The following is a 24,930-nucleotide window of genomic DNA, read 5'->3' as shown; positions in this document are numbered from 1 at the left end:
GAAGGCGCTGCGGCGGCCCCGGCGGTGACCGATGTCAGTGGCCGACCTTCGCCGCGGCCTTCTTGCGGGTGTTCGTCACGCGCTTGGCGGCCTTGCGCCGCGCACGCTCGGCCTTGCGGCTCGCCTCCGACCGGGCGAGCGCCGCCTGCAGCTTCGCCTCGTGCGCGCCCGCGCGGGCCGCCTTGATCGGGCGGTACTTGCTCGGCGCGGACGCGGCGACGAGCAGCGCCCCGAACAGCCCGGCGGTCTTGAAGAACTGGGACCGCTCCGAGGCACGCCGCTCCGGGTCGTCCTCCGCCCAGAACCGGTGCTCGGCCAGGAGGCTGGGGACCAGCTGGCCGGCGAGGACGAGCGTCGACAGCCGCTGGAACCGGCCGAGCGCCAGCAGGGCGCCGGTGCCCAGGGACAGCGCCCCCTGCAACCGTACGAGCGACTCGGGGTCCTTGGTGGGGAGCCAGGACACACGGTCGGCGAGGGGTTTGATCACGGGGGCGATCTTCTCGGCGCGGGCGCCGGGATCGCGCAGCGTCTCGATGCCCGTCACGACGAACGGCGCCGCCATGAGGGGACGAGCGAGAGTCCTGATGGGTTGCATGACACCCGTCATGCCCACCGTACGCGCGACCAAGCCCACCTCTTTGGCAAGCTTGGCGCGTCCGGCGCGCGGTGCGCCGTACGGGCCGGAAGGGGACGCGGGAGCCATGTGCGGGCGGTATTCCACGGCGCGCGGGCGCCAGGAGATCATCGACGCCTTCGACGTCGAGCGCGACACGACGGATGCGCTCGAACCCGACTACAACGTCGCGCCGACCAAGCCGGTGCCGATGATCCTGACGCGGGACGTCCGCGAGCTCCACGTGGCGCGGTGGGGCCTGGTGCCGTCCTGGGCGAAGGATCCGGCGATCGGCTCCCGGATGATCAACGCGCGGGTCGAGACGGTGCACGAGAAACCCGCCTTCCGGCGCGCCTTCGCCCGGCGCCGCTGCCTGCTGCCCGCCGACGGCTACTACGAGTGGTACACGCGTGAGGAGGGCGGCAAGCAGCCGTTCTTCATCCGGCCCTCCGACGGGAGCATGCTCGCGATGGCCGGCCTCTACGAGGTCTGGCGTCCATCGAAAGAGGCGCCCGAGGAGGAGTGGCTGCTGAGCTGCACGGTCATCACCACGGAGGCGAGCGACGACGTGGGCCGCATCCACGAGAGGATGCCGATGCTGGTCGAGCCGGAGCGGTTCGGCGCGTGGCTCGACCCGGAGCTGACCGCCCCAGAGGAGGTCCGGTCCCTGCTGGTGCCGGCCGCCGCCGGCCGGCTGGAGGCGTATCCCGTCTCCACGGCAGTGAACAAAGTCCGAAATAACGGGCCTGAACTGGTCAAACCACTGCCCGATCTGGGTATCTCTCCAGGCGAGACCCCCACGCTGTTCTGACCGCCTCGCCGGGAGGTACGCATGGTCGTGGACACGGCGCAGAGGCGCCTGGAGGACATGCTCGCCGATCTCGATCAGGCGATCGCCGTCCTACGGAGCGAACACCCGGAGGCCGACCAGCACACCGCCGACGCCGGCGCGAGCCTGTCCGCCACCGACCGGGCGGAGGCCGCGCTGGACGCCATGCGCCGCGAGCGCGCCGAGGTGCTGGCCGCCCTCGCCCGTGCCCGGGCGGGCACGTACGGCAAGTGCGTCGACTGCGGCCGGCCGGTCCCGGAGGGACGGCTGGAGGCACGGCCCGCCGCCGCCCGCTGCGTCACCTGCCAGGCCAAGCACGACCGCTTCCGGCGCTGAGACTTCCCTCAGGGTCCGCGCGGGTACGAGCCGCCCGGAGAATCGGGTGCCCGTACCCCGCGCGGGCCGTCAGAAGCTCTTGATCGCGCTCGCCACCAGGTGGATGCCGACCGGCTCGTCGCCGAGCGGCGCCGTCAGCTCCGCGCGGACCAGCCGCGGGAGCGCCTGCGGGCTCGTGCTCAGGACGTGCTCGACCGTCGAGGGCGACAGGGTCGTCCGCGGCCTGATCCACTCCAGCTCCAGCCCGCTGTCGGTGAGCAGCTCGCGCAGTTGCTCGGCGCCGAAGCAGCGGGTGATCGAGCCGTCCGGCCAGGGCACCAGAACGACCTCGGAGCGGGGCACGTCCGACAGGTGCGCCCAGAAGTTCTGCTCGGCGAGGATGGCCATGCCGAGCACGAGCGAGTCGACGCACATGAGCACCCGGCCGCCCGGCCGGAGCACCCGCGAGATCTCCGCCACGACGTTCTCGGTGACGAGATGCCGGGAGAGGACCCGGCCCTCGGCGACCACGGCGTCGAAGGAGCCGTCGGCGAGGAACCCGAGCGAGGCGGGATCGGCCACCACCGGCCGTACCCGCCGTGAGTGCGGCCCGCTGCGCGGTGTCTCCCGGACCTCGACGACCGTGTGGCCCGCCGCGGCCGCCTGCGGCGCGCAGCGTGCCTGCGGGCCCGACAGATCGAGCACGCGGGACGGTCGGTGCGGAAGCCAGCGGGAGAGCTGGGCGGCGGCGACGGCCCAGTAGAAGGTCCAGTAGCTCGCAAGCGACTCGGACTCGCCGACAGCGGGATGCTTCGCCGGAATCGACAGCACGGCGGCTCCTCGGGGATGCATTTATCCCAATCCTTCCCTGTCGAGGGCATCGCTTCACCCGTTGTCACTGGTGACCGAGCATTCCTCTTTCCCGGGAATCCCGCGGCCATGCGAGGTGTTGCACTGCGTCATAACGGTCGGTGACATGGATTAGTTCGAGGTGATGATGAGCCTTCTGCTCGCGGACCGTCGGCAGGCGTCGCCGGCGGACCCGCTATCGTCTGGTGCGTACGGTTCCGATGCCGACGTCGGCCGGATGGAGGAGGTGGGTCAGGTTCCCGAGGCAGTGGAGACACTGGAGGAGCGGACCAGGCGCTTCGAGCGCGACGTGCTGCCGTTCCTGGACCAGCTCTACTCGGCCGCGCTGCGGATGACGCGGAACCCGGCCGATGCCGAGGACCTGGTTCAAGAGACCTTCGCGAAGGCGTTCGGGTCCTTCCATCAGTTCCAGGAGGGCACGAACCTCAAGGCCTGGCTCTACCGGATCCTCACCAACACGTTCATCAACTCCTACCGCAAGAAACAGCGGGAGCCCAAGCAGTCCGCCGCCGAGGAGATCGAGGACTGGCAGCTCGCGCGGGCCGAGTCCCACACCTCGAGCGGGCTGAAGTCCGCGGAGGCCGAGGCGCTCGAGCACCTGCCCGACTCCGACGTCAAGACGGCCCTGCAGGCGCTGCCCGAGGACTTCCGCATGGCGGTCTACTTCGCCGACGTGGAGGGCTTCTCGTACAAGGAGATCGCCGACATTATGGGCACTCCGATCGGTACGGTGATGTCCCGGCTGCATCGCGGTAGGCGTCAGCTGCGCTCGATGCTCGAGGACTACGCGCGTGAGCACGGCCTCGCCCGCGCGAACGGCGGACAGCGTAGGGAGGACCAGTCATGAGCTGCGGTAGGCCGCACGAGACTCCGTGCTCTGAGGTGCTGGGCCGTATCTACGACTATCTCGACGGCGAGCTGGACCAGGGCGGCTGCTCCGACATCCGGCAGCACCTGGACGAGTGCGGGCCCTGTCTCCGGGAGTACGGCCTCGAGGAGGCCGTGAAGAAGCTCGTGCACAAGTCGTGCGGGTGCGACCCCGTGCCGCCGGACCTGCGGTCGAAGGTCATGGGGCGCATCGAGCAGGTCCGCTCCTCACTGACCGAGTAAGGCGGATCAGGACCGTAGGTGACGATTGGTTCACGCTTTGCTCACGTTTCCGCGGGCGTCTGCGTGACCTGTCACACTCGGGTTAGGCTTACCCCCGATCATTCGGGCATCGTCGAGTCGTAGCCGGGCCGCCGCACCGTCCAGGTGCCCAGGCGCGACAGGGGAGGCAGAAACACATGCGAGTAGGCGTGTCCTGGGCTTAGCCCATTACCTCGTGGGGGCGGCATTGCGTGGACTACCCCTGGCCGCATGGGCTTACGTCTGTACGGTCGTCGCGCTCGGCACCTCATGCATCGCTCTCTCGTCGTTCCACCACATCCACTGGACGACGCTCGCGGTGCTTGCGGTGCTCTCCGTGATCTGCGAGTCGGTGCCGGCGCTGCTCAGCAGCGCCAGCGCCCGCGTCTCGCTGAGCTACTCGGCCGGCCTGGCCTCGGTCGTGCTCCTCGGGCCCGTCGGCGCCGCTCTGGTGGGCGCCTCGGCCGTCGTCACCGGCCGACGCGACGTCGCCCTCGTCAAGAGGGTCTTCAACGGCGCGCAGTTCGCCCTCTCCGGATACCTCGCCGGCGTGGTCTACCGGGCGACCGGAGGCACGGTCGGCAAGCCGTCCGACGGATCGTTCCCCGGCATCATCCCGCCCTACGTCGCGGCGCTGGCCACCTACGTCGCCGTGAACCTCGGCCTGATCGCCATCATCCTCGTGCTGACCAGGCAGGCGCCCATGTGGGGGTTCCGCTGGGGACCCGTCGGCCAGCTCGCCATCGGTCAGCTCGCGTACGGCATGTTCGGCCTGCTGATCGCCGCGCCGTGGGGGGTCGTCGGCCCCTTCTCCGCGGTGCTGGTGCTGCTGCCGATGTTCATCGCCCGGTGGGCCCTGGAGCAGACCCAGGCCCAGCAGGAGGCCCAGGCCGCCACGATCGCGGCGCTGTGCCAGGCGGTGGAGACCAAGGACTACTACACGCGCGGCCACAGCGAGCGGGTCTCCCGCGGCGCGTCGATGATCGCCAAGGAGATCGGGATGCGACCCGACCGGGTCGGCGCGGTCCGGTACGCCGGCATGCTGCACGACGTCGGCAAGCTCGGCGTGCCGACGAAGGTGCTGCAGAAGTCCGGCGCCCTGTCGGAGGAGGAGTTCGCCGCCATCCAGTTGCACCCGATGCGGGGCCTGGAGATCGTCCGTGACATCGGCTTCCTCGACGAGGCCCTGGCGGGGATCATGCACCACCACGAGCGGATGGACGGCACCGGGTACCCCATGGGCCTGGCCGGGTCGGAGATCCCCGAGTTCGCCCGGGTGATCTCGGTCGCGGACGCGTTCGACTCGATGACCTCCACCCGGTCCTACCGCCCGGCCATGTCCCTCGAGGCCGGCATGACCGAGCTGCGGCGCTGCGCGGGCACCCACTTCGATCCCGCGCTGGTCGAGGCGTTCGTCACCGCGGTCGAGCGCGACGGCTGGAACCGGCCCGATCCCGTCGCCCCGCCCGAGGGCGAGGAGACGGCCCAACAGGACCACGACGACCCCAGCGTGCCGCTGCGCGTCGCGGGTGAAGGCGTCCGCTCGTGACCGGGCGGCGCCCCGCGCCGGAGCGCACGGCCGCGCGGGCCGGCGCCCGCGTACGGGACGCGGTGCGCGCCGGCGCCCGCGTAAAGGACGCGGTGCGCGCCGGCGCCCGCGCACGGGGTGCGGTGCGGGATGGCGCCCGCGTACGGGATGCGGTTTCGAGCGGGAGGCCCCACATGAGGAGGCGCCCATGAGCGCGCCGGCGCCCGCGCGCCGACGCGCCGTCGGCCAGGCGCTGGACTCCGCGCAGCTCCTGCTGATCGCGGTGACGGGACTGCTCGTCATCGGCTCGGTCACCCAGGTCGCCGCGGTCGGCGTCGTCGACTCCCGCACCGCCGTGCTGTTCGGCGCGTTGATCGCGGTGGGCGAGTTGCTGCGCATGCTCGTGCCCGGCAACCGCGAGGTCGCGCCGATCGCCAGCGCGGGCGCGCTCGGATACGCGCTCCTGCTGAAGGTCGGCGCCGAGTCCGCCGTCCACTCGGCCTTCCAGGTCGTGACCGTCACCGCCTGCGGGACCCTCGCCGGCGCGCTGCCGCACATCGCGGTCGGCCGGATTCCCCGGCTAGACGCGCTGGCCCGGCGGATCCTCACCCCCTCGGTGGTGGCCTTCATCTTCCGGCCGATCATGGACTCCTCGCTGCGCGAGTACTGGCCGGCGCTCATCACCGTGATGGTGCTGACCGTGATCCTGTCGTGCGTCGTCGACATCAGCGTCGCGGCGGTGATCCGGGCGGAGGCGGTGCGCGCGCGGTTCGGCATCGCGCTCGGCGACGAGATCCGGGCCATGGGGCCGCTGTGCGCCGCCTCGGGCGCGACGGGCATGCTCCTCGCGGTCAGCACGTTCGTCATGGGCCCGGCCGCGCTGCTCGTCTTCACCGCGCCGATCCTCGTCACGCAGGTGGCGTTCCGGCGGTTCGCCGGGATCCGGGCGACCTACCTGCAGACCGTCCGTGCCCTGTCCCAGGTCACCGAGGTCGGCGGGTACGTCGAGGCGGGGCACTCCCGGCGCGTCAGCCGGCTCGCCGTCGCGATGGGCCGAGAGCTCGGCATGACCGAGGAAGCACTCCTCGAGCTGGAGTACGCCGCGCTGATGCACGACATCGGGCAGCTCTCGCTGCGCGACCCGATCCCCGGCGGCGCGACCGTCCTCGCCTCCCCCCAGGAGCAGCGCCGCATCGCCGAGCTCGGCGCGGGCGTGATCACCAAGACCGGCGTGCTGGACGAGGTCGCCGAGATCGTGCGCCGCCAGTCCGACCCGTACCGCGTGAGCGACGGTTCGGCGCCACCCCTCGCGAGCCGTGTCATCAAGGTGGCGAACGCCTACGATGATCTCGTCGGTGACTCGGCCGACCGCGACCGGTCGGCGGCCGTGCTGGAGCGGCTGCGCCTCGACTCGGCGGCGGAGTACGACCCCACGGTGATCGAGGCGCTCGGCCACGCTGTCGACCGCATGCGGTGACAAGTCGACCCCACGGGTTTTTGTCGCCGCGCGCGACGGTACATCGGGCATCGCGTGGTTATTCTCGCTGGGCTGAGTGCGAATAAGGAGGATCGGTGTTCGAGTCCGTATTGGTGGCCAACCGCGGAGAGATCGCCCGTCGGGTGATCCGTACGGTGCGTGCCCTTGGGATCAAGGCCATCGCGGTGTACTCGGAGGCCGACGCGGATCTGCCGTACGTCGATGAGGCGGACGAGGCGATCCTCATCGGGCCCGCCCAGCCGGCCCAGAGCTACCTCGACGTGGACGCGGTGATGGAGGCGGCCAAGCGCACCAACGCGCAGGCGATCCACCCCGGCTACGGCTTCCTCGCGGAGAACGCCGCGTTCGCCGAGCGGGTGATCGACGAGGGACTGGTGTGGATCGGCCCGCCGCCCGAGGCGATCGCCGCGATGGGCGACAAGATCAACGCGCGGAACCTCATGGAGAAGGCGGGCGTCCCCGTCGCGTCCGGCACCCGCGAGCCCGTCCCCGACGCCGACGCGGCGGCGGCCGCGGGCATCGGCTACCCGGTCATGGTCAAGGCGGCCGGCGGGGGCGGCGGCATCGGGATGAGCGTCGCCCGCGACGAGGCCGAGCTGCGCAAGGCGTACGACACGGCCCGCACGCGCGCCGAGCGGTTCTTCGGCAACCCGGACATCCTGCTGGAGCGGTACATCGAGCGCGCCCGGCACGTCGAGGTGCAGATCCTCGGCCTGGCCGACGGCACGGTCGTGGCCCTGGGGGAGCGCGACTGCTCCGTGCAGCGCCGGCACCAGAAGATCGTCGAGGAGACCCCGTCGCCCGCCGTCGGCCCGGAGCTGCGGGCCCGCATGCTCGCCGCCGCCGTACGCGCCGGTGAGGCCGTCGGCTACCGCGGTGCCGGCACGGTCGAGTGCCTGGTCGACCCGGTCGCGCAGGACTTCGTGTTCTTGGAGATGAACACCCGTCTCCAGGTCGAGCACCCGATCACCGAGCTCGTCACCGGCCTGGACCTGGTCGAACAGCAGTTGCTGATCGCGGCCGGCGAGCCGGTGTCCTTCACCTCCGTCCAGCCGCGGGGCCACGCCATCGAGTTCCGCGTGTACGCCGAGGACCCGAAGCGCTTCCTGCCCAGCCCGGGCACGATCACCGTCTGGGAGGAGCCGACCGGCGAGGTCGTCCGCGTCGACTCCGGCTACCGCGCGGGCAACAAGGTCACCCCGTTCTACGACCCGCTGCTGGCCAAGCTCTGCGTGTACGGCCCGGACCGGGCCCAGGCCCTCGCCGCCGCCCGCCGTGCGGTGGCGGACTTCCGGATCGAGGGCCTCAAGACCAACCTGCCGTTCTTCGTCGAGCTGCTGGACGACGCCGGCTTCGCCACCGGCGAGTACGACACCGGACTCGTGGACCGGATGCGAGCCCGGTGATGGACCGTACGGCACACTGCCAAGACGCGAACGAGAACCTTCGTCCGATGAATAACGTGCGTCCGGCGCAAGCCGGCGTCTGAGAGAGGAGCCGCAGTGGCTGAGGTCCGCGCGGAAATGGTGGCGAACGTCTGGAAGGTGCTCGTCAGCGAGGGTGACCAGATTGAGGACGGCGACACCCTCGTCATCCTGGAGTCGATGAAGATGGAGATCCCGGTGCTCGCCGAGGACTCCGGCACGATCACGACCCTGAAGGTCGCCGAGGGCGACGTCATCCAGGAAGGCGACCTGATCGCCGTCATCGAGTAGCCCGCCGGCCGACCAGACCACTCGGCGAACGCCGTGACGGCCGGCAATCCCTCGGTGAAGGCCCTGCCACAGCGGCGTTTCGCGGGATTACGTCCCCTCCTGCATCGGCCTTCACCGAGACTTTCGTCCGTCTCTCAACGGTCGGCGTGCTCGCTGGCGCGCCGATCAGAGGGGGAGGGCGTAGGTGAGGAGGTCGACGCTGGGGGCGGGGTGCCAGTCGCGGTCGGGGGTGCGGACGAAACCGAGGCGGCGGTAGATCCGGTGCGCGGCGTGCATCACGGGCTCGGTCGACAGGCGCAGGGTCGTGCAGCCGTCCTCGCGGGCCCGGCCGACGCAGTACCGGACCAGGGCCTCGCCCAGGCCCAGGCCGCGGGCCATCGGGCTGACCGCGAGCATCCGGAACTCCGCCTCGTCCGGTCCGGCCAGCTGGGCCCAGGCGCTCTCGTGGGGGCAGTAGGTGACGGTTCCGATCGGCTCACGGTCCCGTACGGCGACCACGAGTTCGGCCTCGCGGGCGCGGGCGGCGGCGTCGCGCAGGTGCGGGACATAGCTGCCGTTCGGGCTGATGTATCCGGCGGCGACGTACACCGCCGCGGTGAGCTCGCCGATCGCGCGCAGCTCGTCGGGACGAGCGACGCGGATCTCCATGCCGGCCGGCTGCCCGGCTGCGGGCGGTTCCCCCGGTGAACCCAGCACTGGAGGCGTTTCCTGGCTCACGAGGGAAGCTTAGAACACCGCAAAAGCGACCATGTACCCCCCATGGCCTGCGGTGGTCTCCGGGAGACCACCGCAGGCGTTCAGCCGGTCGTCAGCTCGGGGAGGTCACGGACGCGTGAGTCCTCGGCGTCTGCGAGGAAGTCGGACGGGCTGGTCTCGTCGACGCCGTCGGCGACCTTCACCGCCCTGAGCAGGACGGTGAGCACCACCACGACCAGCATGTTGAGGACGAACGCGGTCAGCGCGATGTACCCGGTGTGGTGGATGAGGGGGATGTCGGCGATCGGCTGGCCGAAGTGCTTCTGTGTCGGCGACGGCTGCCGGTAGGCCGTGACGGTCCCGTACACCATGGCCACCGCCCAGCCCGCCAGTAGCGCCCAGCGGTGGAACCACCGGGTGAACAGCCCGAGGGCCAGCGACGGGAAGGTCTGCACGATCCAGATGCCGCCCAGCAACTGCAGGTTGATCGCCAGGGACTTGTCGAAGGCCAGGACGAAGACGAGCGCTCCGACCTTCACCAGCAGGGACACGAACTGCGACACCCGCGTCTCCTCCGCGGGGGACGCCTCCGGCCGGAAGAAGGTCTTGTAGACGTTGCGGGTGAACAGATTCGACGCGGCGATCGACATGATCGCCGCCGGGACGAGCGCGCCGACGCCGATCGCGGCGAACGCGACCCCGGCGAACCAGCTGGGGAAGACGTGGTCGAACAACGTCGGCACGGCCAGCTGCGGGTTCTTCGCGGCCTTGACGGCGGCGGCCACGTCGGGCTTGGCCAGCGCCATGTAGCCGAGGAGGGCGAGGAGCCCGAGCAGCAGGGAGTACGCCGGGAGCAGCGCGGCGTTCCGGCGGATCACGTTGCGGCGGCCGGCGGCGAGCGCCCCCGTGACCGTGTGCGGGTAGATGAACAGCGCCAGGGAGGAGCCGAGGGCCAGCGTGCCGTACGCCCAGTGGTTCAGGTCGCTGGTGATGATCGACCCGCTGGGCTTGTGGGTCGCCGGGTTGACCTTGGTGAGGGACGCCTGGGCGCTGTCGAAGATGTGACCCCAGCCGCCGAGCTTCGTCGGGATGTAGATGATCGCCACGATGATCACGAGGTAGATCAGCGCGTCCTTGACGAAGGCGATCAGTGCCGGGGCGCGCAGGCCGGACGTGTAGGTGTAGGCGGCCAGGAGCGCGAAGGCGATGAACAGCGGCAGGTCCCGGGCCAGGCCGGATCCCTTGACCCCCATGACCGTGAGAACGGCCTGGATGCCGACGAGTTGCAGCGCGATGTAGGGCATCATCGCCAAAATCCCGGTCAGGGCGACGGCCAGGCCCAGGCTCTTGGATCCGAAGCGGCCGCGGACGAAGTCGGCGGGCGTGACGTAGCCGTGCACATGGGACACCGACCACAGGCGAGGGCCGATCAGGAAGACGATGGGGTAGGCGATCGCGGCGTACGGCAGGGACCAGAAGCCCATCGCGCCGCTGGCGAACACCGCGGCGGGCACCGCGATGAACGTGTAGGCCGTGTAGAGGTCGCCGCCGAGCAGGAACCAGGTGACGAACGTTCCGAAACTCCGCCCGCCGAGGCCCCACTCGTCCAGGTGCAGGAGCGTCTGGCCGCGCCGCCACCGGGCGGCGGCGAAGCCGACCACGGTCACCAGGGCGATGAAGAAGACGAAGACCGTGAGTTCGACGCCGTTGACGTTGTCCATGGGACCTCACTCGCCCTTCTCGTCGGCCTGGTCGGGGGAGGAGGCGCCGGCGTCGCGGCGGGCGAGGGCGTACGCGATGCCGATGAAGGCCGCCGTGAGGATCACCCAGGCCAGTTGCCACCAGTAGAAGAAGGGGAAGCCGCCGAGGCGGGGCTTGATCCGCGCGTAGCTCGGGACGGCGAGGTAGATGACGAACGGCGCGATCAGGAGGACGGCGATCACGACCCGTACGAGGGGACGGGTCGGTTGGGCGGCTTTGTTCGGCATGTCGGGCCCCTTTGAAACAAAGTTTCGCTCCCGCCACTGTGATGCCGTCCGGTCACGATCGGATCTCGGCCTGCGGCGTCCCGATAACGAACCGGTAACGTCCCGGCGTTCAGCCCGTCGGCTTCACGACCGAGGGAGCGCCGTTCCGGGGCCAGGGCGGCCTCTTCTGGCCGAAGGGGGTGGTCGGATCGTCGGTGGGCGAGGACCCGATCCCGCCGGTGTACGGGGAACCGCTCGGGGTCGGGGACGGCACCCCGGCCGGGCCGTCGGGCCGCGCCCCGGCCGGGTCGACGGGCCAGGCCGGGGCTTGGTCGCCGCCCGTCGGGCACACATCCGCCTGGCGCACCTTGGCGATGATGCTCTGGTCGAGGAGGCCCGGCGCCTTCACGAGCGGCGCGCCGGGCAGGAGGCGCGCCGTGCAGGAGATCTGCAAATATCCGGCGATCTCCTGCTGGGACACCTGCCAGCGCCGGGACTCGACGAAGACCGTCCGTGTGTCGATCGCGCGGACCGTCACGTCCGGCGTCAGCTCCGTGCGCAGGCCGCGTTCGCGTTCCTGGGCGGTCGGGCCCGCCAGGAGGGCGTCGAACACCGCCTGGGTGTCCCACGGCGGCACCGCCCGTTCCACGGGCTCCGGCGTGCCGCCGAGGAGGAAGAAGACCTGCGCCTTGGGCAGCGAGGTGGCGGTCGCGGTCGGCGCCTCCCCGGCGCTCACGACGCCGGTCGGGCGTACCCCGCATCCCGCCAGCACGCAGACCGCCGCCGCCGCGGACACCGTGCGCACGGCCCGCGTCATGCCGGGATCCGTACGGTGAAGACCGCGCCGCCGCCCGGCGCGTTGCCGGCCTCGATGCCGCCGCCGTGCAGGACGGCGTTCGCCTGTGCGATCGACAGGCCCAGCCCGGTGCCCTTCCCCGCCGGGCGGGCCGGGTCCGCCTTGAAGAAGCGGTCGAACACGTGCGGCAGCACGTCAGCGGGGATTCCCGGGCCGTTGTCGATCACCCGTACCTCCAGGCCGGGCCGTGCGGTGACGCGCACGGGCGGGGCGCCGTGCCGGAACGCGTTGGCCACAAGGTTGGCGATGATGACGTCGAACCGCCGGGGGTCGAGGCGTACGCGCAGACCGGGCGGTATCTCGATGACGACCTGGTCGGCCCAGCCACGGGTGGTCACGCACTCGCGGACGAGGGCGGCGAGCGGCACGTCGTCCAGAGTCAGGTCGGCGGTACCGGCGTCCATTCTGCTGATCTCCAGCAGATCCTCCACCAGGGCGCCGAGGCGCCGGGTCTGCTCGGCGACCAGCCGGGCCGCCGTTCCGGTGTCCGCGGGGAGCCGGGCGGCGTCCTCCTCGAGCAGGTCGGTGACGGCCGTCATGGCGGCGATGGGGGTGCGCAGCTCATGTGAGACGTCGGCGGCGAACCGCCGGGCGGTCGCCTCCAGACGGCGCAGCTCTCCGACGGTCTCCTCCAGAGAGGCGGCGCTCTCGTTGAAGATCCGCGCGACGTCGGCCAGTTCGTCCCGGCCGCGCACGTCGACGCGGGCGGCGAGATGACCCTTGCCGAGCGAGCGGGCGGCCCGGGCGAGGCGGCGCAGCGGCCGCAGCACGCTGCGCCCGAGCAGCGCGGCGAGGACCACGGCCAGGACGACCGTCAGCGCGCCCGCGCGCGTCAGGGCGCTCTGGATGCCGTGCAGGTCGGCGTTCTCCTTGGCCAGGGACGCGAACACGAAGACGGTGAGCGGCAGCGGTTCACCGTCGCTGCCCCGCACGCGCGTGGCGGCGACCAGCCAGGGCGTCCCGTGGATGACGACCCGCTGGAAGTACAGCCCCTCGGCGGCGCGGGCGGACAGACCGGCGGGCACGTCGCGCAGCCCGAAGTCGCCGGTGGCGACCGACGTGGTGCCGTCGGTCACGACCACGTACCGGTCGGGCCGGACCAGTCCGGTGGCCACGTCCCGCAGCGTCCGCTCCGGCACCGGGGCGGCCAGGTCCCCGGGCACGTTGTGCGCCAGCGTCTCGCGGGTGTCGATGAGGACGGCGTCCTGCGCCCGCTGCAGGATGGCCCGGCGGACGAGGACGTACCCGATGCCGGCGACGAGCGCGGTCGAGGCGAGGCAGGCGGCGACGAACGCGAGGAACAGGCGCCCGCGCAGTCCGCTGATCACGGGGCCGTGAACCGGTAGCCGAACCCCCGCACCGTCTGGATCAGCGTCGGCGCGGCCGCGTCGGTCTCGATCTTGGCGCGCAGCCGTTGCACGCAGGCGTCCACGAGGCGCGAGTCGCCGGCGTAGCCGTGGTCCCACACCTCCCGGAGCAGGTGGCCGCGGGGCAGCGCCTGTCCGGGGTGACGGGTCAGCTCCAGCAGCAGCCGCAGCTCGGTCGGGGTGAGGTGGACGTCCGCCCCGGCCTTCGTGACGCGCAGCGCCGCGCGGTCGATGACCAGGTCGCCGAAGCTCGAACGGCTCATCGGGGTCTTCTCCGCGCGCCGCAGGACGGCGCGGATCCGCGCGTCCAGGACGGCGGGCTCGACGGGCTTGACCACGTAGTCGTCGGCGCCCGCCTCCAGCCCGACGACCACGTCCAGGCTCTCACCGCGCGCGGTCAACAGGATGATCGGGATCTCGTCGGACCTGCGGAGGCGACGGCAGACCTCCACGCCGTCCAGTCCGGGCAGCATGACGTCGAGTATGACGATCTCCGGGCGGCGCGCCCGCGCGTACTCCAGCCCCTCCTCGCCGGTCGTCCGTGCGGTGACCGAGTGCCCCTGACGTGTCAGGGCCAGCTCCAGACCCGTACGGACCGACGGATCGTCCTCCACGAGCAAGATCGCGACCATCGGCCCATTATCGAGTGGCCGGTCCGGCGGGCGGGACTCTGTCACGGGATCCAGACATTGTCCGGAAAGCGGGACCGCACCCCGACAGCTTGATGACGCTTCCCGACCAGGGTTGATCGACATGGCGGGACGGCGCAGACGCGAGCGGAGACGATGGGTCGGGACCGCGGTACGGGGCCTCGGTGGCCTCGTACCGCGCAAGGGCCGCAGGCTGCGGCTGGTCCGGCGGGCCGGGTACGCGCTCGGCGGCCTCGTCGTGCTGGTCGGGATCTGCCTGTGGGTGGTCTACACGCAGGTCAAGGTGCCGCCGGTCAGCGCCGCCGCGCGGGCGCAGGCGAGCATCCTGTACTACCGGGACGGGACCCCGATCGCCCAGGTCGGGCGGCTGAACCGCGTCGCCGTACCGCTACGGGCGGTCCCGGCCCACCTGCGCGGCGCGGTCCTCGCCGCCGAGGACCGCGGCTACTACCACGAGCCCGTCGTCTCGCCCACCGGGCTGACCCGGGCCGTGTGGGCCGCGGTGTCCGGCGGAGCGCGCCAGGGCGGCTCCGGCATCGCCCAGCAGTACGTCAAGGTCGCCTACCTGGACCCCCGCCAGACGCTCGACCGCAAGGTCAAAGAGCTCTTCATCGCGGTGAAGCTGAACCGGTCCCGGTCCAGGGACTGGATCCTCGAGCAGTACCTCAACACCGTCTACTTCGGCCGCGGGGCGTACGGGGTGCAGGCGGCCGCGCAAGCGTATTTCCGCAAGGACGTCGGCGCGCTCACGCCGGCCGAGAGCGCGCTGCTCGCCGGAGTGATCCAGGCGCCGTCGTACCTCGACCCCGCGCTCGGGCACACCGCGCAGACGCAGGCGCGCTGGCGGTACGTCATCGACGGGATGATGAGCACCGGCGTGCTCCCGAAGGGGCCGCGACCGGCGTTCCCGCGGGTCGCGCCCGCGCACACCGACCCGCTGTACGGCGGGCAGCGCGGCTACCTCATCGAGCGGATCACGAGCGAACTGCGCCGGCGGGGGTTCGACGACGACGCGATCTACCGGCGCGGCCTTCGGGTGACCACCACCCTCGACCGCGCGACGCAGGACGAGGCGCCGCGCGCGGTGGCCGACGCGGTCGGCCGGGACAAGGACCTCGAGACCGGGCTGGCCTCGGTCCGGCCGGGCACCGGCGAGATCCTCGCGACGTACGGCGGACGGGACTACCTCAAGCACCAGTACGACAACGCCTTCCTCGCCGACCTGCCCGCAGGCTCCTCCTTTCACCCGTTCATCCTGGCCACGGCGCTGCAGAACGGCGTCGGCCTGCGCAGCGTGGTGGACGGCTCGCCCCTGAAGGGCGTCCGCAACGACGACGACGCGAAGGCCGACGCGCCGAACCTGCTCATGGCCGCCGCCAACTCCTACAACACCGTGTTCGCGCGGCTCCTGCTCAAGACGGGTGCCTCCGCCGCCGGCCGCGTCGGTCTCCCGACCCGGCCCGCGCCGCCGCGGATCCACGCCATCGACCAGGCCGCGGCGTACGCGGCCCTGGCCGACGGCCGGTACGCCGAACCGCACATCATCGCCGGTGTCAGGGACTCGTCCGGGAAGACGCTGCTGACCGTACGGCCCCGCGTGCGGCGGGCGCTGTCCCCGGGCGTCGCGGCGGACGTCACCTTCGCCCTCGGCCTCGGCGCGAAGGCGGACGCTGCGCGGCGCGTGCTCGGCCCGAAGGCGGCCGGCGCGCGGCCCGTGCTCGACCGCCCGACGGCCGGCACGATCGGCACCACGGACGCCAACGCCGCCGCCTGGTACTGCGGCTACACCCCGAGCGTGGCCACCGCCGTCGTCACCTACCGCGCCAGCAACCGACCGCTGATCAACCGCGGCGACGCGCCCCTGCGGGAGGCGGCCGACCTACCGGCCACCATCTGGACCGCCGTCATGACCACCGCCGTCGCCGACGGGCCCGTCGAGGACTTCCCGCCACCCGCCTGGGTGGGGACGACCCGTCGGTTCGCGACGCCCACACCGAGCCCGACCCCGCCGACGTCACCACCCGCCGCGCGCCCGTACGTGCCGTCACCGAGGAAGACGGTCCCCGAGTCGCCACGGTCCATCGACCCGTCGGAACTGCGCAAGAGGCAGGAGGCGAAGGCGGGCCGGTCCCCGGTCGTCAAGCCGGGGGCGACCCCCTGACCGGTCACGCGATGGCGGTACAGTCCGCCTCGTCGGGCAGCAGCGGCCGGAGCAGCACCCGGTAGGACCGGCCGTGATCCGCCCAGTCGCGCCACCGGCCGATCGGCGCCTTGCGGGCGGCCGCGCCGGTGAGGACGGTGCAGGTCCGGGTGCCCACCCGCGTCCCGGAGCCGAGCGGCGTGGCGTACGGCCACCGTGGCGCCCCGGTCGCGGACCCGGGAAGCGCCAGCGCCGCGACCTTGGCCGGACGGTACGGATGCGGCGCGGCGGCCAGATCGCCGCGCGCCCAGGTCGACGGATTGAGCATGGCGAGCACCGCCGCCGCCTTCGTGTCGCTCACCGGCTCGACGAGCCGGGTCGTACGCGGGTGCCCGTCGACGACGAAGGTGACGACCGCGTACATGGCGTCGGCCATGTTCGGGCTCTCCACCGTCCGAGGCGTCGCCAGCCCGGCGTCCTGAGCCGCCGACACGATGCGCCGCACCGCCTGCGGCGTCAGCCGGTACTCGGTCAGCGTGCCGGACGACCCGGCGATGGCACGCCCGTCGCCGTACAACGAGAAGTCCGGCAGGCTCCCCGGACCGCCCAGCCCGGCGATGCCGCCACTCGTACTCGTCCGCAGCACCAGCCCGGTGCCCGGCGACACGGACACCGACGGTGCCGGCGTGGGATCGAGCTTGGCCTCCGAACGTCCGGCACAGCCCGCCGCCAGCAGCGCGGCGGCCACCACGACCATGGCCTTCATAGGTGATCGCTCCTCAATGCGTGGCGCGTCCCCGGAACTCAGACGTGTCCCGAGGCCGCGCGGTTCCCTGACAGGTCGGGGGGAGCGGTACGAGGGGTCACGGGATGAGATCCCAGCTACGGGCGCGGGCGGCGCAGTCCGCGCGGAAGACCGCCGCGTCGAAGACACCGCCGAGATGCGGGGCCAGGCCGGCCCGGGAGGCGAGCAGGAACTCCGGCCCGGACAGCCGCCCGGACCGCTCGGGCAGCGCCCCGGACAGCGGGCGGGCGGCGATCGTCTCCAGGTCCCGGACGTTGCACAGGTCGTCCAGACCGGGCCGGCGCGGCCAGGCCCCGATGACGACCCCGGCCAGTTCGAGCCCGTGGTTCGCCATCGCCTCCAGCGTCAGCGCCGTGTGGTTCAGCGTGCCCAGCCCCGGCCGGACGGCGACCAGCACGGGCGCCCGCAGCGAGTGCGCGAGGTCGGCCAGCGTGGTGCCGTCCTCGTCGAAGCGCACCAGCAGCCCACCGGCCCCCTCGACGATCACCAGGTCCCGGTCGAGCGCGCGGATCCGGTCGGCGATGGCGACCAGGTCGGGCGGCGGCAGTTCGGCCTGCCGGGCGGCCGCGGCGGGGGAGAGCGCGTCGGCGTAGCGCGCGAACTCGTGCAGGTCGCCGACGCCCGCGAGCCGCCGGACCTCCTCCAGGTCCCCGGCCTGGTCGGGCCGTACCCCGGTCTGCGCCGGCTTGACCACCGCGACCGACGCCCCTCGGGCCCGCGCCAACGCCGCGAGGGCCGCCGTGACGACCGTCTTGCCGACCCCGGTATCCGTCCCACTGACCACCAGCACGCTCACCTGAGCGAGGGTAACGAGTAGCGGAGGCCGACGACCGTCTCAACGCCGAGGATTTCCGTCCCCCTGGCGACACCGATCCTCGGCACAGACGTTCCCCGGCGGTTCAGGGGGTTTGGCCTTGGCGGCGGAGGCGGGTGATGAACTTGTAGCGGTCGCCGCGGTAGAAGGACTGGGCCCACTCGACGGGGTGGCCGTCGACGTCGAAGGCGTGCCGGGACAGCAGGAGGAGCGGCAGGCCGACGTCGACGCCGAGGAGCTGGGCGTCCTCGGGGGTGGCCAGCACGGTCTCGATCGTCTCCTCCGCCTCGGCGAGGTGCACGTCGTACGCGGTCGCGAGGGTCTCGTACAGCGAGCCATGGCGCGGCAGCTCCTTGCGAAGGCCGGGGAAGCGGCGGGCGGGCAGCAGGGACGTGTCGATCGACATCGGCTCGCCGTCGGCGAGGCGGAGCCGGTGGATGCGGAGGGCGCGGCCGCCGGGGCGGATGCCGAGCAGGCCGGCGACCCGCTCGTCGGCGGTGACGTAGTCGATGTCGAGGATGCGGGTCTCGGGGTTGAGGCCGTGGTGCCGCATGTCCTCGGTGTAGCTGACCAGCTGGAGTTCCTGGGCGACCTTCGGTTTGGCGACGAAGGTGCCCTTGCCCTGGATCCGCTGCAGGCGTCCCTCGATCACCAGCTCGGCGAGGGCCTGCCGGACGGTCGTGCGGGAGGTGCCGTACTTCTCCGCGAGCGTGCGTTCCGGCGGCAGCGGGCTACCCGGGGTGAGCGCCTCGGTCAGCTCGACGAGGCGTTTCTTCAGCCGGTAGTACTTCGGGACCCGTGGCTCGACCCCGAGTTCAGGTGCCTGCTCAGCCGTCACGCGCTCTCCTCGTGTTCACCGCCGCGTCGCTCCGGCGTTAGGAGCAGGGTACGGTCTGGTCTGCTTCTTGACAGTAGCCAGTGCCTTCGTGACGGCTGTGAGATCCGCCTCGCCCAGGTCGGCGCGGGCGGTGAGCCGCAGACAGGCGCGTCCCACCGGTACGGATGGTGGCCGGAAGCAGCCGACCCGGACGCCGTGATCCGCGCACAGGTCCGCGGCGCGGACGGCCTCGTGCGGGTCGCCGATGATCACCGGGACGACGGCCGCGGCCGGTGAGGTCGTCGCGAGCCCGAGTTCGCGGGCCGCGCCGGCGAGCCGGACGGCGTGGGAGCGGGCGCGCTCCGGCAGGTCCGGCTCGGCGGCCAGCACGTCGAGCGCGGCGAGGGCCGCGCCGGCGCACGCCGGTGCCAGCCCGGTGTCGAAGACGAACGAACGGGCCGTGTCGATCAGCGTCTCGATCACCTCCGGCGCGCCGAGGACCGCGCCGCCCTGCGTGCCGAGCGCCTTGGACAGGGTGACGGTGAGGACGACGTCGGGCTCACCGGCGATCCCGGCGGCGTACGCCGCGCCCCGCCCGCCCGGTCCGACCACGCCGAGCGCGTGCGCCTCGTCGATCACCAGGACGGCGCCGTGGCCACGGACGACCCGGTGCAGCTCACGGAGCGGGGCGAGGTCGCCGTCCACCGAGAAGACAGCGTCGGTCACGACGATCGCGTCCCGCGCGCCGGCCAGGGCCGCGTCCACGGCCGCGACGTCTCCGTGCGGGGTGACGGTGACCGTCGCCCGGGACAGCCGGCAACCGTCGATCAGTGACGCGTGGTTGCCCTGGTCGGAGACGATCAGCCGGGGCCGCAGCGCGGTGAGGACCCCCAGGTTGGCCAGGTAGCCCGAGGAGAAGACGAGGGCGGACGGCATGCCGGTGAACTCCGCGAGGCGGTCCTCCAGCTCGGCGTGCAGTTCCGTCGTCCCGGTGACGAGGCGGGACCCGGTCGAGCCCGCCCCCCACTTCCGTACGGCCTCGATCGCCCCCTCGGCGAGCCGGGCGTCACGGGACAGCCCGAGGTAGTCGTTGGAGGCCAGGTCGAGGAGCGACGGGCCGGGCGGGCGCGGGCGCAGCGTCCGGCGCAGCCCGGCGGCCGTACGGTCGCGGGTCGCGGTCGTCAGCCGCTCAAGTGGGTCCACCCGGAAATCATTCCAGCCCCGCCTGCGATTATGCAGACGTGCCCACCTTGACCGACCTCACCAGGCAGCACACCGATCTGGACGCGGCGGACCTCGAATGGATCCACGCGCTGGTGTCGGACTGGCAGCTGCTGGCCGATCTGTCGTTCGCGGACCTGGTGCTCTGGGTCCCGCTGACCAGGCGCCGCGCGCCTAAAGGCGGCCGTCCCGGCGACCTCGGAGGCTGGGTGGCCATCGCCCAGATCCGGCCGACGACCGGCCCGACCGCCTACACGGACGACCTCGTCGGCCTGGTCGTCGAGCCGGGCGGGCGCGGCCTGATCGATGTGGCCTGGCGGGAGGAGCGCATCTGCCGGGAGGGCGACCCGGAGTGGGGGAGCGGCATCCCGGTGCGCGAGGAGGCCATCCCCGTACGCCGGGACGGCCGGATCCTCGGCATCATCCAGCGGAGCACGAACCTCAGTTCGGCGCGTACGCCCAGCCACCTGGAGCTGACGTACCTGCAGAGCGCCAGCGACCTGGCGAAGATGATCGATGCGGGGCGGTTCCCGTTCCGGGAGGTGGAGCCGAACCTCGCCCGTTCGCCGCGGGTCGGCGACGGCCTGATCCGGGTGGACCGGGACGGGCGGGTGCTCTACGCCAGCCCGAACGCGCAGTCGGCGTACCGCAGGCTGGGGCTCGCCACCGACCTGGTCGGCACGCCGCTGGGGGAGACCACCGCCCGGCTGATGAACACCGCGGTGGACGACTCGCTGGCGGTGGTCGCCGGCGGGCGCGCCCCGAGCGAGACCGAGATCGAGACGAACGGCGCGATCGTGCAGCTGCGGGCCATCCCGCTGATCGTCGACGGGAGTCGTACGGGCGCCCTGGTGCTGTTGCGGGACGTCACCGAGCTGCGCTGGCGCGACCGGGCGCTGATGAGCAAGGACGCCACGATCCGGGAGATCCACCACCGGGTGAAGAACAACCTGCAGACCGTCGCGGCGCTCCTGCGCCTGCAGGCCCGGCGGCTGCGGGTGCCGGAGGGGCGGGCGGCCCTGGAGGAGGCGGTCCGCCGGGTCGGCTCGATCGCGATCGTCCACGAGACGCTCTCGCACACGCCGGAGGAGCTGGTCGACTTCGACGACATCGCGGATCGGGTGATGGCCATGGCCGGAGAGGTGTCGGCGCCGGAGACCCGGGTGCGCCCGAAGCGGATCGGCGGTTTCGGCGTGCTGCCCTCGGTGATCGCCACGCCGCTCGCCATGGTCCTCGCCGAGCTGCTGCAGAACGCCCTCGAGCACGGACTGGCGAACCGCCCCGGGTCGCTGGAGGTGGTGGTGACGCGCGGGGAGGAGCGGCTGAAGGTCCTGGTCGCCGACAACGGGAGCGGGCTGCCCGAGGACTTCGACGTCGAGTCGGCGGCGAGTCTGGGCCTGCAGATCGTCCGCACGCTGATCGTGGGGGAGCTGGGCGGGGTCATCGACCTGCGACCGCGCGAGGGCGGGGGCACGGAGGTCGCCGTGGACATCCCGCTGGACCAGGGGCCGCGGACCGCTCCGCCCGCCTGAGCCGATTCGTGCCCGGAAAACGTGGACGCCCGTGACCTGGGGTCACGGGCGTCGGAGCCGGCGGATGTCGTGGGCCGATCTGCGAGCCACGATGCGGCGTCGTCGTCTTTCAGGCGTGGGCGCGAGCGCGGGCACGGGCGTTGCGGCGCTTCAGGGCGCGGCGCTCGTCTTCGCTCATGGCGCCCCAGACCCCGGCGTCCTGGCCGGAGGTCAGTGCCCAGTTCAAGCAGGCGTCGGTCACCGGGCAGCGGCGGCATACCTGCTTGGCCTCTTCGATCTGTACCAGCGCGGGGCCGGTGTTCCCGATCGGGAAGAACAGCTCGGGGTCCTCGTCACGGCAGGCAGCGCGGTGGCGCCAGTCCATGCGGTCCACTCCTTCGTAGCGCGTGAAGTGTCGACTCCACTTGTGAACGGTTTCACGATGTCGCGAACAGTCCAAGGACCGTGGGTAAGGTCCGGGATGTGTTCATGGCGGTCTCGACCAGGGGTGATACCCGATGCCGCGCGCCACTTAGAGATTCCCAGGGCGCCAGAGAGGGCGCAAGAGCTTTGAGAAACTTTTCTCAAAGTATGGCTGTCGCGTGTGTCACATGGCCGAAACATGAACGTTACTTCGTGACTCAGATCACGACGCGCACCGCCTTGGGAACGGAGCGGAAGGTCACCGCCTCGCGTTGTCCCAGGTAGTCCCCATCGACCTGGAACGCGATCGGGCGATGCGACCGCAGCGTGAACTCCGTCAGGTCGTGCAGGCCGAGGACCTGTCCGCCGCGCGGCTGCCGCTGGAACGGAGGCAGGATCTGCGACAGCACGTTCAGGGTCGACAGCACGTCGAGCCGCCGCAGCCCGAACAGATCCAGCCCCGTCGCGAACGCCGCCCGCGGGCTCGGGTCCACCGGCCAGGGGCCCGCGTACGTCCACGGCGAGGTGTTCGACACGATGCTCAGGAAGATGTGGCCGAGCGGCGGCTTCCCGGGCACTTCGAGGGTGAGCGCCGGGCGGCGCCGGTCCGTCAGCACGAAGAACTGGCGCAGCGCCGCGCGGATGTACAGCGTGGAGTACGCCCGGGAGCCGGCGGCCCGGAGCTGCTCGACGGCGTGGACGACCTCCGCGTCCAGCCCCAGACCCGCGCAGAACGTGAAGTAACGGTTGTCGGCCATGCCCAGGCCGACCGTGCGGTGCCGCCCGGCCCGCAGCGCCTCCAGGACCTGCCCGGCCGCGTCGAGGGCGTTGTTCGGCAGACCCAGGGACCGGGCGAAGACGTTCGCGCTGCCGGCGGGGACCACGGCGAGGGCCGGCAGGTCCTCCGACGGACCCGCGGCGAGCAGCCCGTTGACGGCCTCGTTGACGGTGCCGTCCCCGCCCAGCGCGATGACCACGTCGTAGCCCTCGCCGACCGCCTGCTCGGCGAGCTCCATCGCGTGCCCCCGCCGCTGGGTCTCGGCCAGCTCCAGCCGTACCTCGCCGGCGAACGCGCGCATCAGCACGTCCCGGGCTCGCCGTGACGTGGTCGTCGCCTTCGGATTGGCGATCAAGAGAGCGCGCACGCAAAAAGGGTAGCTTCACCGCAGACCACCGGAAGGCGCGGGCTGGCCATCACGGCGGGTCGCGCCCGGCTAGTGTTCCTGGGTGTGTCCACACGTCCCGCCACTCTGAGCGCCGCAGCCGTCGTCGAGGCCCTGGAAGGGGTCGCCGTGCTGGCCGTCGGTCTGTACGTCGGCATCGAGGCCGTCATCGGCCGCCCCCACGACCTCGCGAGCGCGGTCGCCCTCGCCTTCATGGCCGTCCTCGGCGGCGCCGGCATCATCGCGGTCGGCTGGGGACTGTGGCAGGTACGCCGCTGGGGACGCGCCCCCGCCCTGCTCACGCAGATCTTCACGCTGATCATCGCCGTGTCGATGTTCCAGAGCCACCGACAGATCCTCGGGGTCGTCCTCGTCGTGGTCGCCGTCGTCGGCGCCGCCGCCCTCCTCAGCCCTCCGACGACCCGCGCCCTCATCGACGAATAGCCCGGAAACGACGCGCCCGCCGAGACGGTGTCGTCTCGGCGGGCGCGTTCGTTCGTGCCTCGGGCCTTAGGGCCTAGTCGTCGGCGGTCAGGCCGTCGCGGAGCTGGGCCAGGGTGCGGGCCAGCAGCCGGGACACGTGCATCTGCGAGATGCCGAGCTCGGCGGCGATCTGCGACTGCGTCATGTTGCCGAAGAACCGCAGCAGCAGGATGCGCTTCTCCCGGGCCGGGAGCTTCTCCAGCAGCGGCTTCAGCGACTCGCGGTACTCGACGCCTTCGAGGGCGTCGTCGACGATGCCGAGGGAGTCGGCGACCGCCGGGGCGTCCTCGTCGCCGGAGTCGGGCGCGTCGAGGGACACGGTGGAGTAGGCGTTCGCCGACTCCAGGCCCTCCAGCACCTCCTCCTCGCTCATCTGCAGGTGCTCGGCCAGCTCGCTGACGGTCGGCGCCCGGCCCTCGCGCTGGGCGAGGTCGCTGATCGCCTTGGTCAGCGACAGCTTCAGCTCCTGGAGCCGGCGCGGCACGCGGACCGCCCAGCCCTTGTCGCGGAAGTGCCGCTTGATCTCACCGACGATCGTCGGCGTGGCGTATGTGGAGAACTCCACGCCGCGCTCCAGATCGAACCGGTCGATCGACTTGATCAGCCCGATCGTCGCGACCTGGACGAGATCGTCGAGCCACTCGCCGCGGTTGCGGAACCGGCGGGCGAGGTACTCGACGAGCGGCAGGTGCAGCTCCACCAGCTCGTCCCGGATGCGCTGGCGCTCCGGGTCGCCTTCGGGCAGGGTGGCGAGCCGCTCGAACAGCCGACGCGCTCGAGCGCGGTCGGGCACGCCGTGCTCGTTGCCGGCCACCGTGGTCTTCTCGGTCACGCGTCCACCTCGCTCAGCGGCCCGAAGCCGCGTGGGCGGTGGTCGAGTGCCGTAGGGATCGCGGCGTTCACGACGTCTTCCCGCGCCGCTTGTTCATGACGATGGTCACCCGGTCGTCGACGCCGACCTTGGCGTCGACGTCACCCGCGAGCGAGCTCAGGACGGTCCAGGCGAACGTGTCGCGGCTGGGCTCCAGGCCGTCGACGGTCAGGACCGAGACCGAGATGCTCATCGCGTCGTCGGTCAACTCGAACTCGCAGGTCAGATCCGTGCCCGGCACCGCCTGGGCCAGGAGCATCGCGCACGCCTCGTCGATCGCGATCCGCAGATCCTCGATCTCGTCGAGGTTGAAGTCGAGGCGTGCCGCCAGCCCGGCCGTGGCCGTGCGGAGCACGGAAAGGTAGGCGCTGTCGGCCGGCAGCCGCACGGTCACGACGTCGCGCACGTCGGACACACTCGCCGGCTTGGCCGCGGTTTCCTCGGTCACGTCACTCCCTCGTTGGGGCTACCCGCTGATGTCGAAACTACCGCTTCAACGCACCTGCGCGCGCATCCGCCGCGCTCGGTCGTCGAAGTGATGATCGTAGAGGTCGGGCGGCGTGTCCGCGAAAGCCGGGGCCGTCCGTACGGGCGGTGGTCGCGGGAGCCCCGTGGGCACGGCGGTTTCCTTCGGCCGCGGCCGCCGACCG

The 24,930-nt window shown here is 71.9% G+C and carries 27 protein-coding genes; 11 read left to right on the top strand and 16 right to left on the bottom strand.

Annotation, left to right across the window (positions count from 1 at the left end; translation table 11 throughout):
* Nucleotides 1-34: 34 nt before the first annotated feature.
* The gene (locus AB0L00_RS30575) at nucleotides 35-595 is read right to left on the bottom strand and encodes a DoxX family protein (RefSeq protein WP_364440525.1); all 561 of its coding nucleotides are present in this window, start codon (nucleotides 593-595) and stop codon (nucleotides 35-37) included.
* Here AB0L00_RS30575 and AB0L00_RS30570 point away from each other — a divergent pair.
* Nucleotides 594-1,424 (top strand): SOS response-associated peptidase, encoded by an 831-nt coding sequence (locus AB0L00_RS30570; RefSeq protein WP_364440524.1) that lies wholly within the window; start codon nucleotides 594-596, stop codon nucleotides 1,422-1,424. The two genes, AB0L00_RS30575 and AB0L00_RS30570, sit on opposite strands and share 2 nt — an antisense overlap.
* Nucleotides 1,425-1,445: 21 nt before the next feature.
* On the top strand, nucleotides 1,446-1,778 hold the full coding sequence (locus tag AB0L00_RS30565; protein ID WP_364396369.1) for a TraR/DksA C4-type zinc finger protein: 333 nt from the start codon (nucleotides 1,446-1,448) through the stop codon (nucleotides 1,776-1,778).
* Between the two features lie 69 nt (nucleotides 1,779-1,847).
* On the opposite strand, the gene AB0L00_RS30560 is transcribed toward AB0L00_RS30565, so the two are convergent.
* On the bottom strand, nucleotides 1,848-2,609 hold the full coding sequence (locus AB0L00_RS30560; RefSeq protein ID WP_364440523.1) for a methyltransferase domain-containing protein: 762 nt from the start codon (nucleotides 2,607-2,609) through the stop codon (nucleotides 1,848-1,850).
* Nucleotides 2,610-2,844: 235 nt separating this feature from the next.
* Between AB0L00_RS30560 and AB0L00_RS30555 the strand changes: the two genes are divergently transcribed.
* The 6 genes from AB0L00_RS30555 to AB0L00_RS30530 all read left to right on the top strand — a co-directional run bounded on the left by AB0L00_RS30555 (nucleotide 2,845) and on the right by AB0L00_RS30530 (nucleotide 8,496).
* The gene (locus tag AB0L00_RS30555; protein WP_345356657.1) at nucleotides 2,845-3,474 is read left to right on the top strand and encodes a sigma-70 family RNA polymerase sigma factor; all 630 of its coding nucleotides are present in this window, start codon (nucleotides 2,845-2,847) and stop codon (nucleotides 3,472-3,474) included.
* Nucleotides 3,471-3,737, top strand: a complete 267-nt coding sequence (gene rsrA, locus AB0L00_RS30550; protein WP_364440522.1) for a mycothiol system anti-sigma-R factor — start codon at nucleotides 3,471-3,473, stop codon at nucleotides 3,735-3,737. The genes AB0L00_RS30555 and rsrA overlap by 4 nt, the downstream gene beginning before the upstream one ends.
* A gap of 226 nt (nucleotides 3,738-3,963) precedes the next feature.
* Nucleotides 3,964-5,304 carry an HD-GYP domain-containing protein gene (locus AB0L00_RS30545; protein WP_364440521.1) on the top strand — a complete coding sequence of 447 codons (1,341 nt, stop codon included), beginning with the start codon at nucleotides 3,964-3,966 and terminating at the stop codon, nucleotides 5,302-5,304.
* Nucleotides 5,305-5,491: 187 nt separating this feature from the next.
* Nucleotides 5,492-6,760 carry an HD domain-containing phosphohydrolase gene (locus AB0L00_RS30540; RefSeq protein ID WP_345356665.1) on the top strand — a complete coding sequence of 423 codons (1,269 nt, stop codon included), beginning with the start codon at nucleotides 5,492-5,494 and terminating at the stop codon, nucleotides 6,758-6,760.
* Nucleotides 6,761-6,855: 95 nt separating this feature from the next.
* Nucleotides 6,856-8,187 (top strand): biotin carboxylase N-terminal domain-containing protein, encoded by a 1,332-nt coding sequence (locus AB0L00_RS30535; protein ID WP_364440520.1) that lies wholly within the window; start codon nucleotides 6,856-6,858, stop codon nucleotides 8,185-8,187.
* Between the two features lie 96 nt (nucleotides 8,188-8,283).
* Nucleotides 8,284-8,496, top strand: a complete 213-nt coding sequence (locus tag AB0L00_RS30530; protein WP_364440519.1) for a biotin/lipoyl-binding carrier protein — start codon at nucleotides 8,284-8,286, stop codon at nucleotides 8,494-8,496.
* A 165-nt stretch (nucleotides 8,497-8,661) separates the two neighbouring features.
* On the opposite strand, the gene AB0L00_RS30525 is transcribed toward AB0L00_RS30530, so the two are convergent.
* The 6 genes from AB0L00_RS30525 to AB0L00_RS30500 all read right to left on the bottom strand — a co-directional run bounded on the left by AB0L00_RS30525 (nucleotide 8,662) and on the right by AB0L00_RS30500 (nucleotide 14,014).
* Nucleotides 8,662-9,213 carry a GNAT family N-acetyltransferase gene (locus tag AB0L00_RS30525; RefSeq protein ID WP_364440518.1) on the bottom strand — a complete coding sequence of 184 codons (552 nt, stop codon included), beginning with the start codon at nucleotides 9,211-9,213 and terminating at the stop codon, nucleotides 8,662-8,664.
* Between the two features lie 80 nt (nucleotides 9,214-9,293).
* Nucleotides 9,294-10,913, bottom strand: coding sequence for a monocarboxylate uptake permease MctP (gene mctP, locus AB0L00_RS30520; RefSeq protein WP_364440517.1), 1,620 nt, complete (start codon nucleotides 10,911-10,913; stop codon nucleotides 9,294-9,296).
* A gap of 6 nt (nucleotides 10,914-10,919) precedes the next feature.
* The gene (locus tag AB0L00_RS30515; protein WP_364440516.1) at nucleotides 10,920-11,180 is read right to left on the bottom strand and encodes a DUF3311 domain-containing protein; all 261 of its coding nucleotides are present in this window, start codon (nucleotides 11,178-11,180) and stop codon (nucleotides 10,920-10,922) included.
* Nucleotides 11,181-11,289: 109 nt separating this feature from the next.
* Nucleotides 11,290-11,976 (bottom strand): hypothetical protein, encoded by a 687-nt coding sequence (locus AB0L00_RS30510; RefSeq protein WP_364440515.1) that lies wholly within the window; start codon nucleotides 11,974-11,976, stop codon nucleotides 11,290-11,292.
* Nucleotides 11,973-13,343, bottom strand: a complete 1,371-nt coding sequence (locus tag AB0L00_RS30505; protein WP_364440514.1) for a HAMP domain-containing sensor histidine kinase — start codon at nucleotides 13,341-13,343, stop codon at nucleotides 11,973-11,975. The genes AB0L00_RS30510 and AB0L00_RS30505 overlap by 4 nt, the downstream gene beginning before the upstream one ends.
* Entirely contained in the window at nucleotides 13,340-14,014 is a 675-nt protein-coding gene (locus tag AB0L00_RS30500; protein WP_364440513.1) for a response regulator transcription factor, read from the bottom strand. The genes AB0L00_RS30505 and AB0L00_RS30500 overlap by 4 nt, the downstream gene beginning before the upstream one ends.
* 121 nt (nucleotides 14,015-14,135) lie before the next feature.
* Between AB0L00_RS30500 and AB0L00_RS30495 the strand changes: the two genes are divergently transcribed.
* Nucleotides 14,136-16,193, top strand: coding sequence for a transglycosylase domain-containing protein (locus AB0L00_RS30495; protein ID WP_364440512.1), 2,058 nt, complete (start codon nucleotides 14,136-14,138; stop codon nucleotides 16,191-16,193).
* A 4-nt stretch (nucleotides 16,194-16,197) separates the two neighbouring features.
* On the opposite strand, the gene AB0L00_RS30490 is transcribed toward AB0L00_RS30495, so the two are convergent.
* The 4 genes from AB0L00_RS30490 to AB0L00_RS30475 all read right to left on the bottom strand — a co-directional run bounded on the left by AB0L00_RS30490 (nucleotide 16,198) and on the right by AB0L00_RS30475 (nucleotide 19,811).
* Nucleotides 16,198-16,938 (bottom strand): hypothetical protein, encoded by a 741-nt coding sequence (locus AB0L00_RS30490; protein ID WP_364440511.1) that lies wholly within the window; start codon nucleotides 16,936-16,938, stop codon nucleotides 16,198-16,200.
* 97 nt (nucleotides 16,939-17,035) lie between these two features.
* The gene (gene bioD, locus AB0L00_RS30485) at nucleotides 17,036-17,773 is read right to left on the bottom strand and encodes a dethiobiotin synthase (protein WP_364440510.1); all 738 of its coding nucleotides are present in this window, start codon (nucleotides 17,771-17,773) and stop codon (nucleotides 17,036-17,038) included.
* Between the two features lie 103 nt (nucleotides 17,774-17,876).
* Nucleotides 17,877-18,629 carry a GntR family transcriptional regulator gene (locus AB0L00_RS30480; protein ID WP_364440509.1) on the bottom strand — a complete coding sequence of 251 codons (753 nt, stop codon included), beginning with the start codon at nucleotides 18,627-18,629 and terminating at the stop codon, nucleotides 17,877-17,879.
* Between the two features lie 15 nt (nucleotides 18,630-18,644).
* A complete protein-coding gene (locus AB0L00_RS30475; RefSeq protein ID WP_364440508.1) occupies nucleotides 18,645-19,811 on the bottom strand; it encodes an 8-amino-7-oxononanoate synthase in 1,167 nt (388 codons plus the stop codon).
* 38 nt (nucleotides 19,812-19,849) lie between these two features.
* On the opposite strand from AB0L00_RS30475, the gene AB0L00_RS30470 reads away from it, so the two are divergent.
* Complete coding sequence (locus AB0L00_RS30470) at nucleotides 19,850-21,361, top strand: histidine kinase N-terminal domain-containing protein (RefSeq protein WP_364440507.1); 1,512 nt, start codon at nucleotides 19,850-19,852, stop codon at nucleotides 21,359-21,361.
* A gap of 109 nt (nucleotides 21,362-21,470) precedes the next feature.
* Here AB0L00_RS30470 and AB0L00_RS30465 read toward each other — a convergent pair whose 3' ends face one another.
* Nucleotides 21,471-21,725, bottom strand: coding sequence for a WhiB family transcriptional regulator (locus tag AB0L00_RS30465; protein ID WP_252809415.1), 255 nt, complete (start codon nucleotides 21,723-21,725; stop codon nucleotides 21,471-21,473).
* Between the two features lie 256 nt (nucleotides 21,726-21,981).
* Nucleotides 21,982-22,908, bottom strand: coding sequence for a diacylglycerol kinase family protein (locus tag AB0L00_RS30460; RefSeq protein WP_345356716.1), 927 nt, complete (start codon nucleotides 22,906-22,908; stop codon nucleotides 21,982-21,984).
* An 84-nt stretch (nucleotides 22,909-22,992) separates the two neighbouring features.
* On the opposite strand from AB0L00_RS30460, the gene AB0L00_RS30455 reads away from it, so the two are divergent.
* Nucleotides 22,993-23,370: a hypothetical protein gene (locus tag AB0L00_RS30455; protein ID WP_345356719.1), complete on the top strand. Its 378-nt coding sequence runs from the start codon at nucleotides 22,993-22,995 to the stop codon at nucleotides 23,368-23,370.
* A gap of 73 nt (nucleotides 23,371-23,443) precedes the next feature.
* Here the strand turns inward: AB0L00_RS30455 and AB0L00_RS30450 are convergent, their stop codons facing one another.
* Both AB0L00_RS30450 and AB0L00_RS30445 read right to left on the bottom strand, forming a co-directional pair.
* A complete protein-coding gene (locus tag AB0L00_RS30450) occupies nucleotides 23,444-24,202 on the bottom strand; it encodes an RNA polymerase sigma factor SigF (protein WP_364396744.1) in 759 nt (252 codons plus the stop codon).
* A gap of 106 nt (nucleotides 24,203-24,308) precedes the next feature.
* Entirely contained in the window at nucleotides 24,309-24,728 is a 420-nt protein-coding gene (locus AB0L00_RS30445; RefSeq protein WP_345356725.1) for an anti-sigma factor, read from the bottom strand.
* Between the last annotated feature and the right edge of the window lie 202 nt (nucleotides 24,729-24,930).

The sequence above is a fragment of the Actinoallomurus sp. NPDC052308 genome, assembly GCF_040679195.1.
GTDB classification, from domain to species: Bacteria; Actinomycetota; Actinomycetes; order Streptosporangiales; family Streptosporangiaceae; genus Actinoallomurus; species Actinoallomurus liliacearum.
This window is presented reverse-complemented; position numbering and strand designations above follow the sequence as displayed.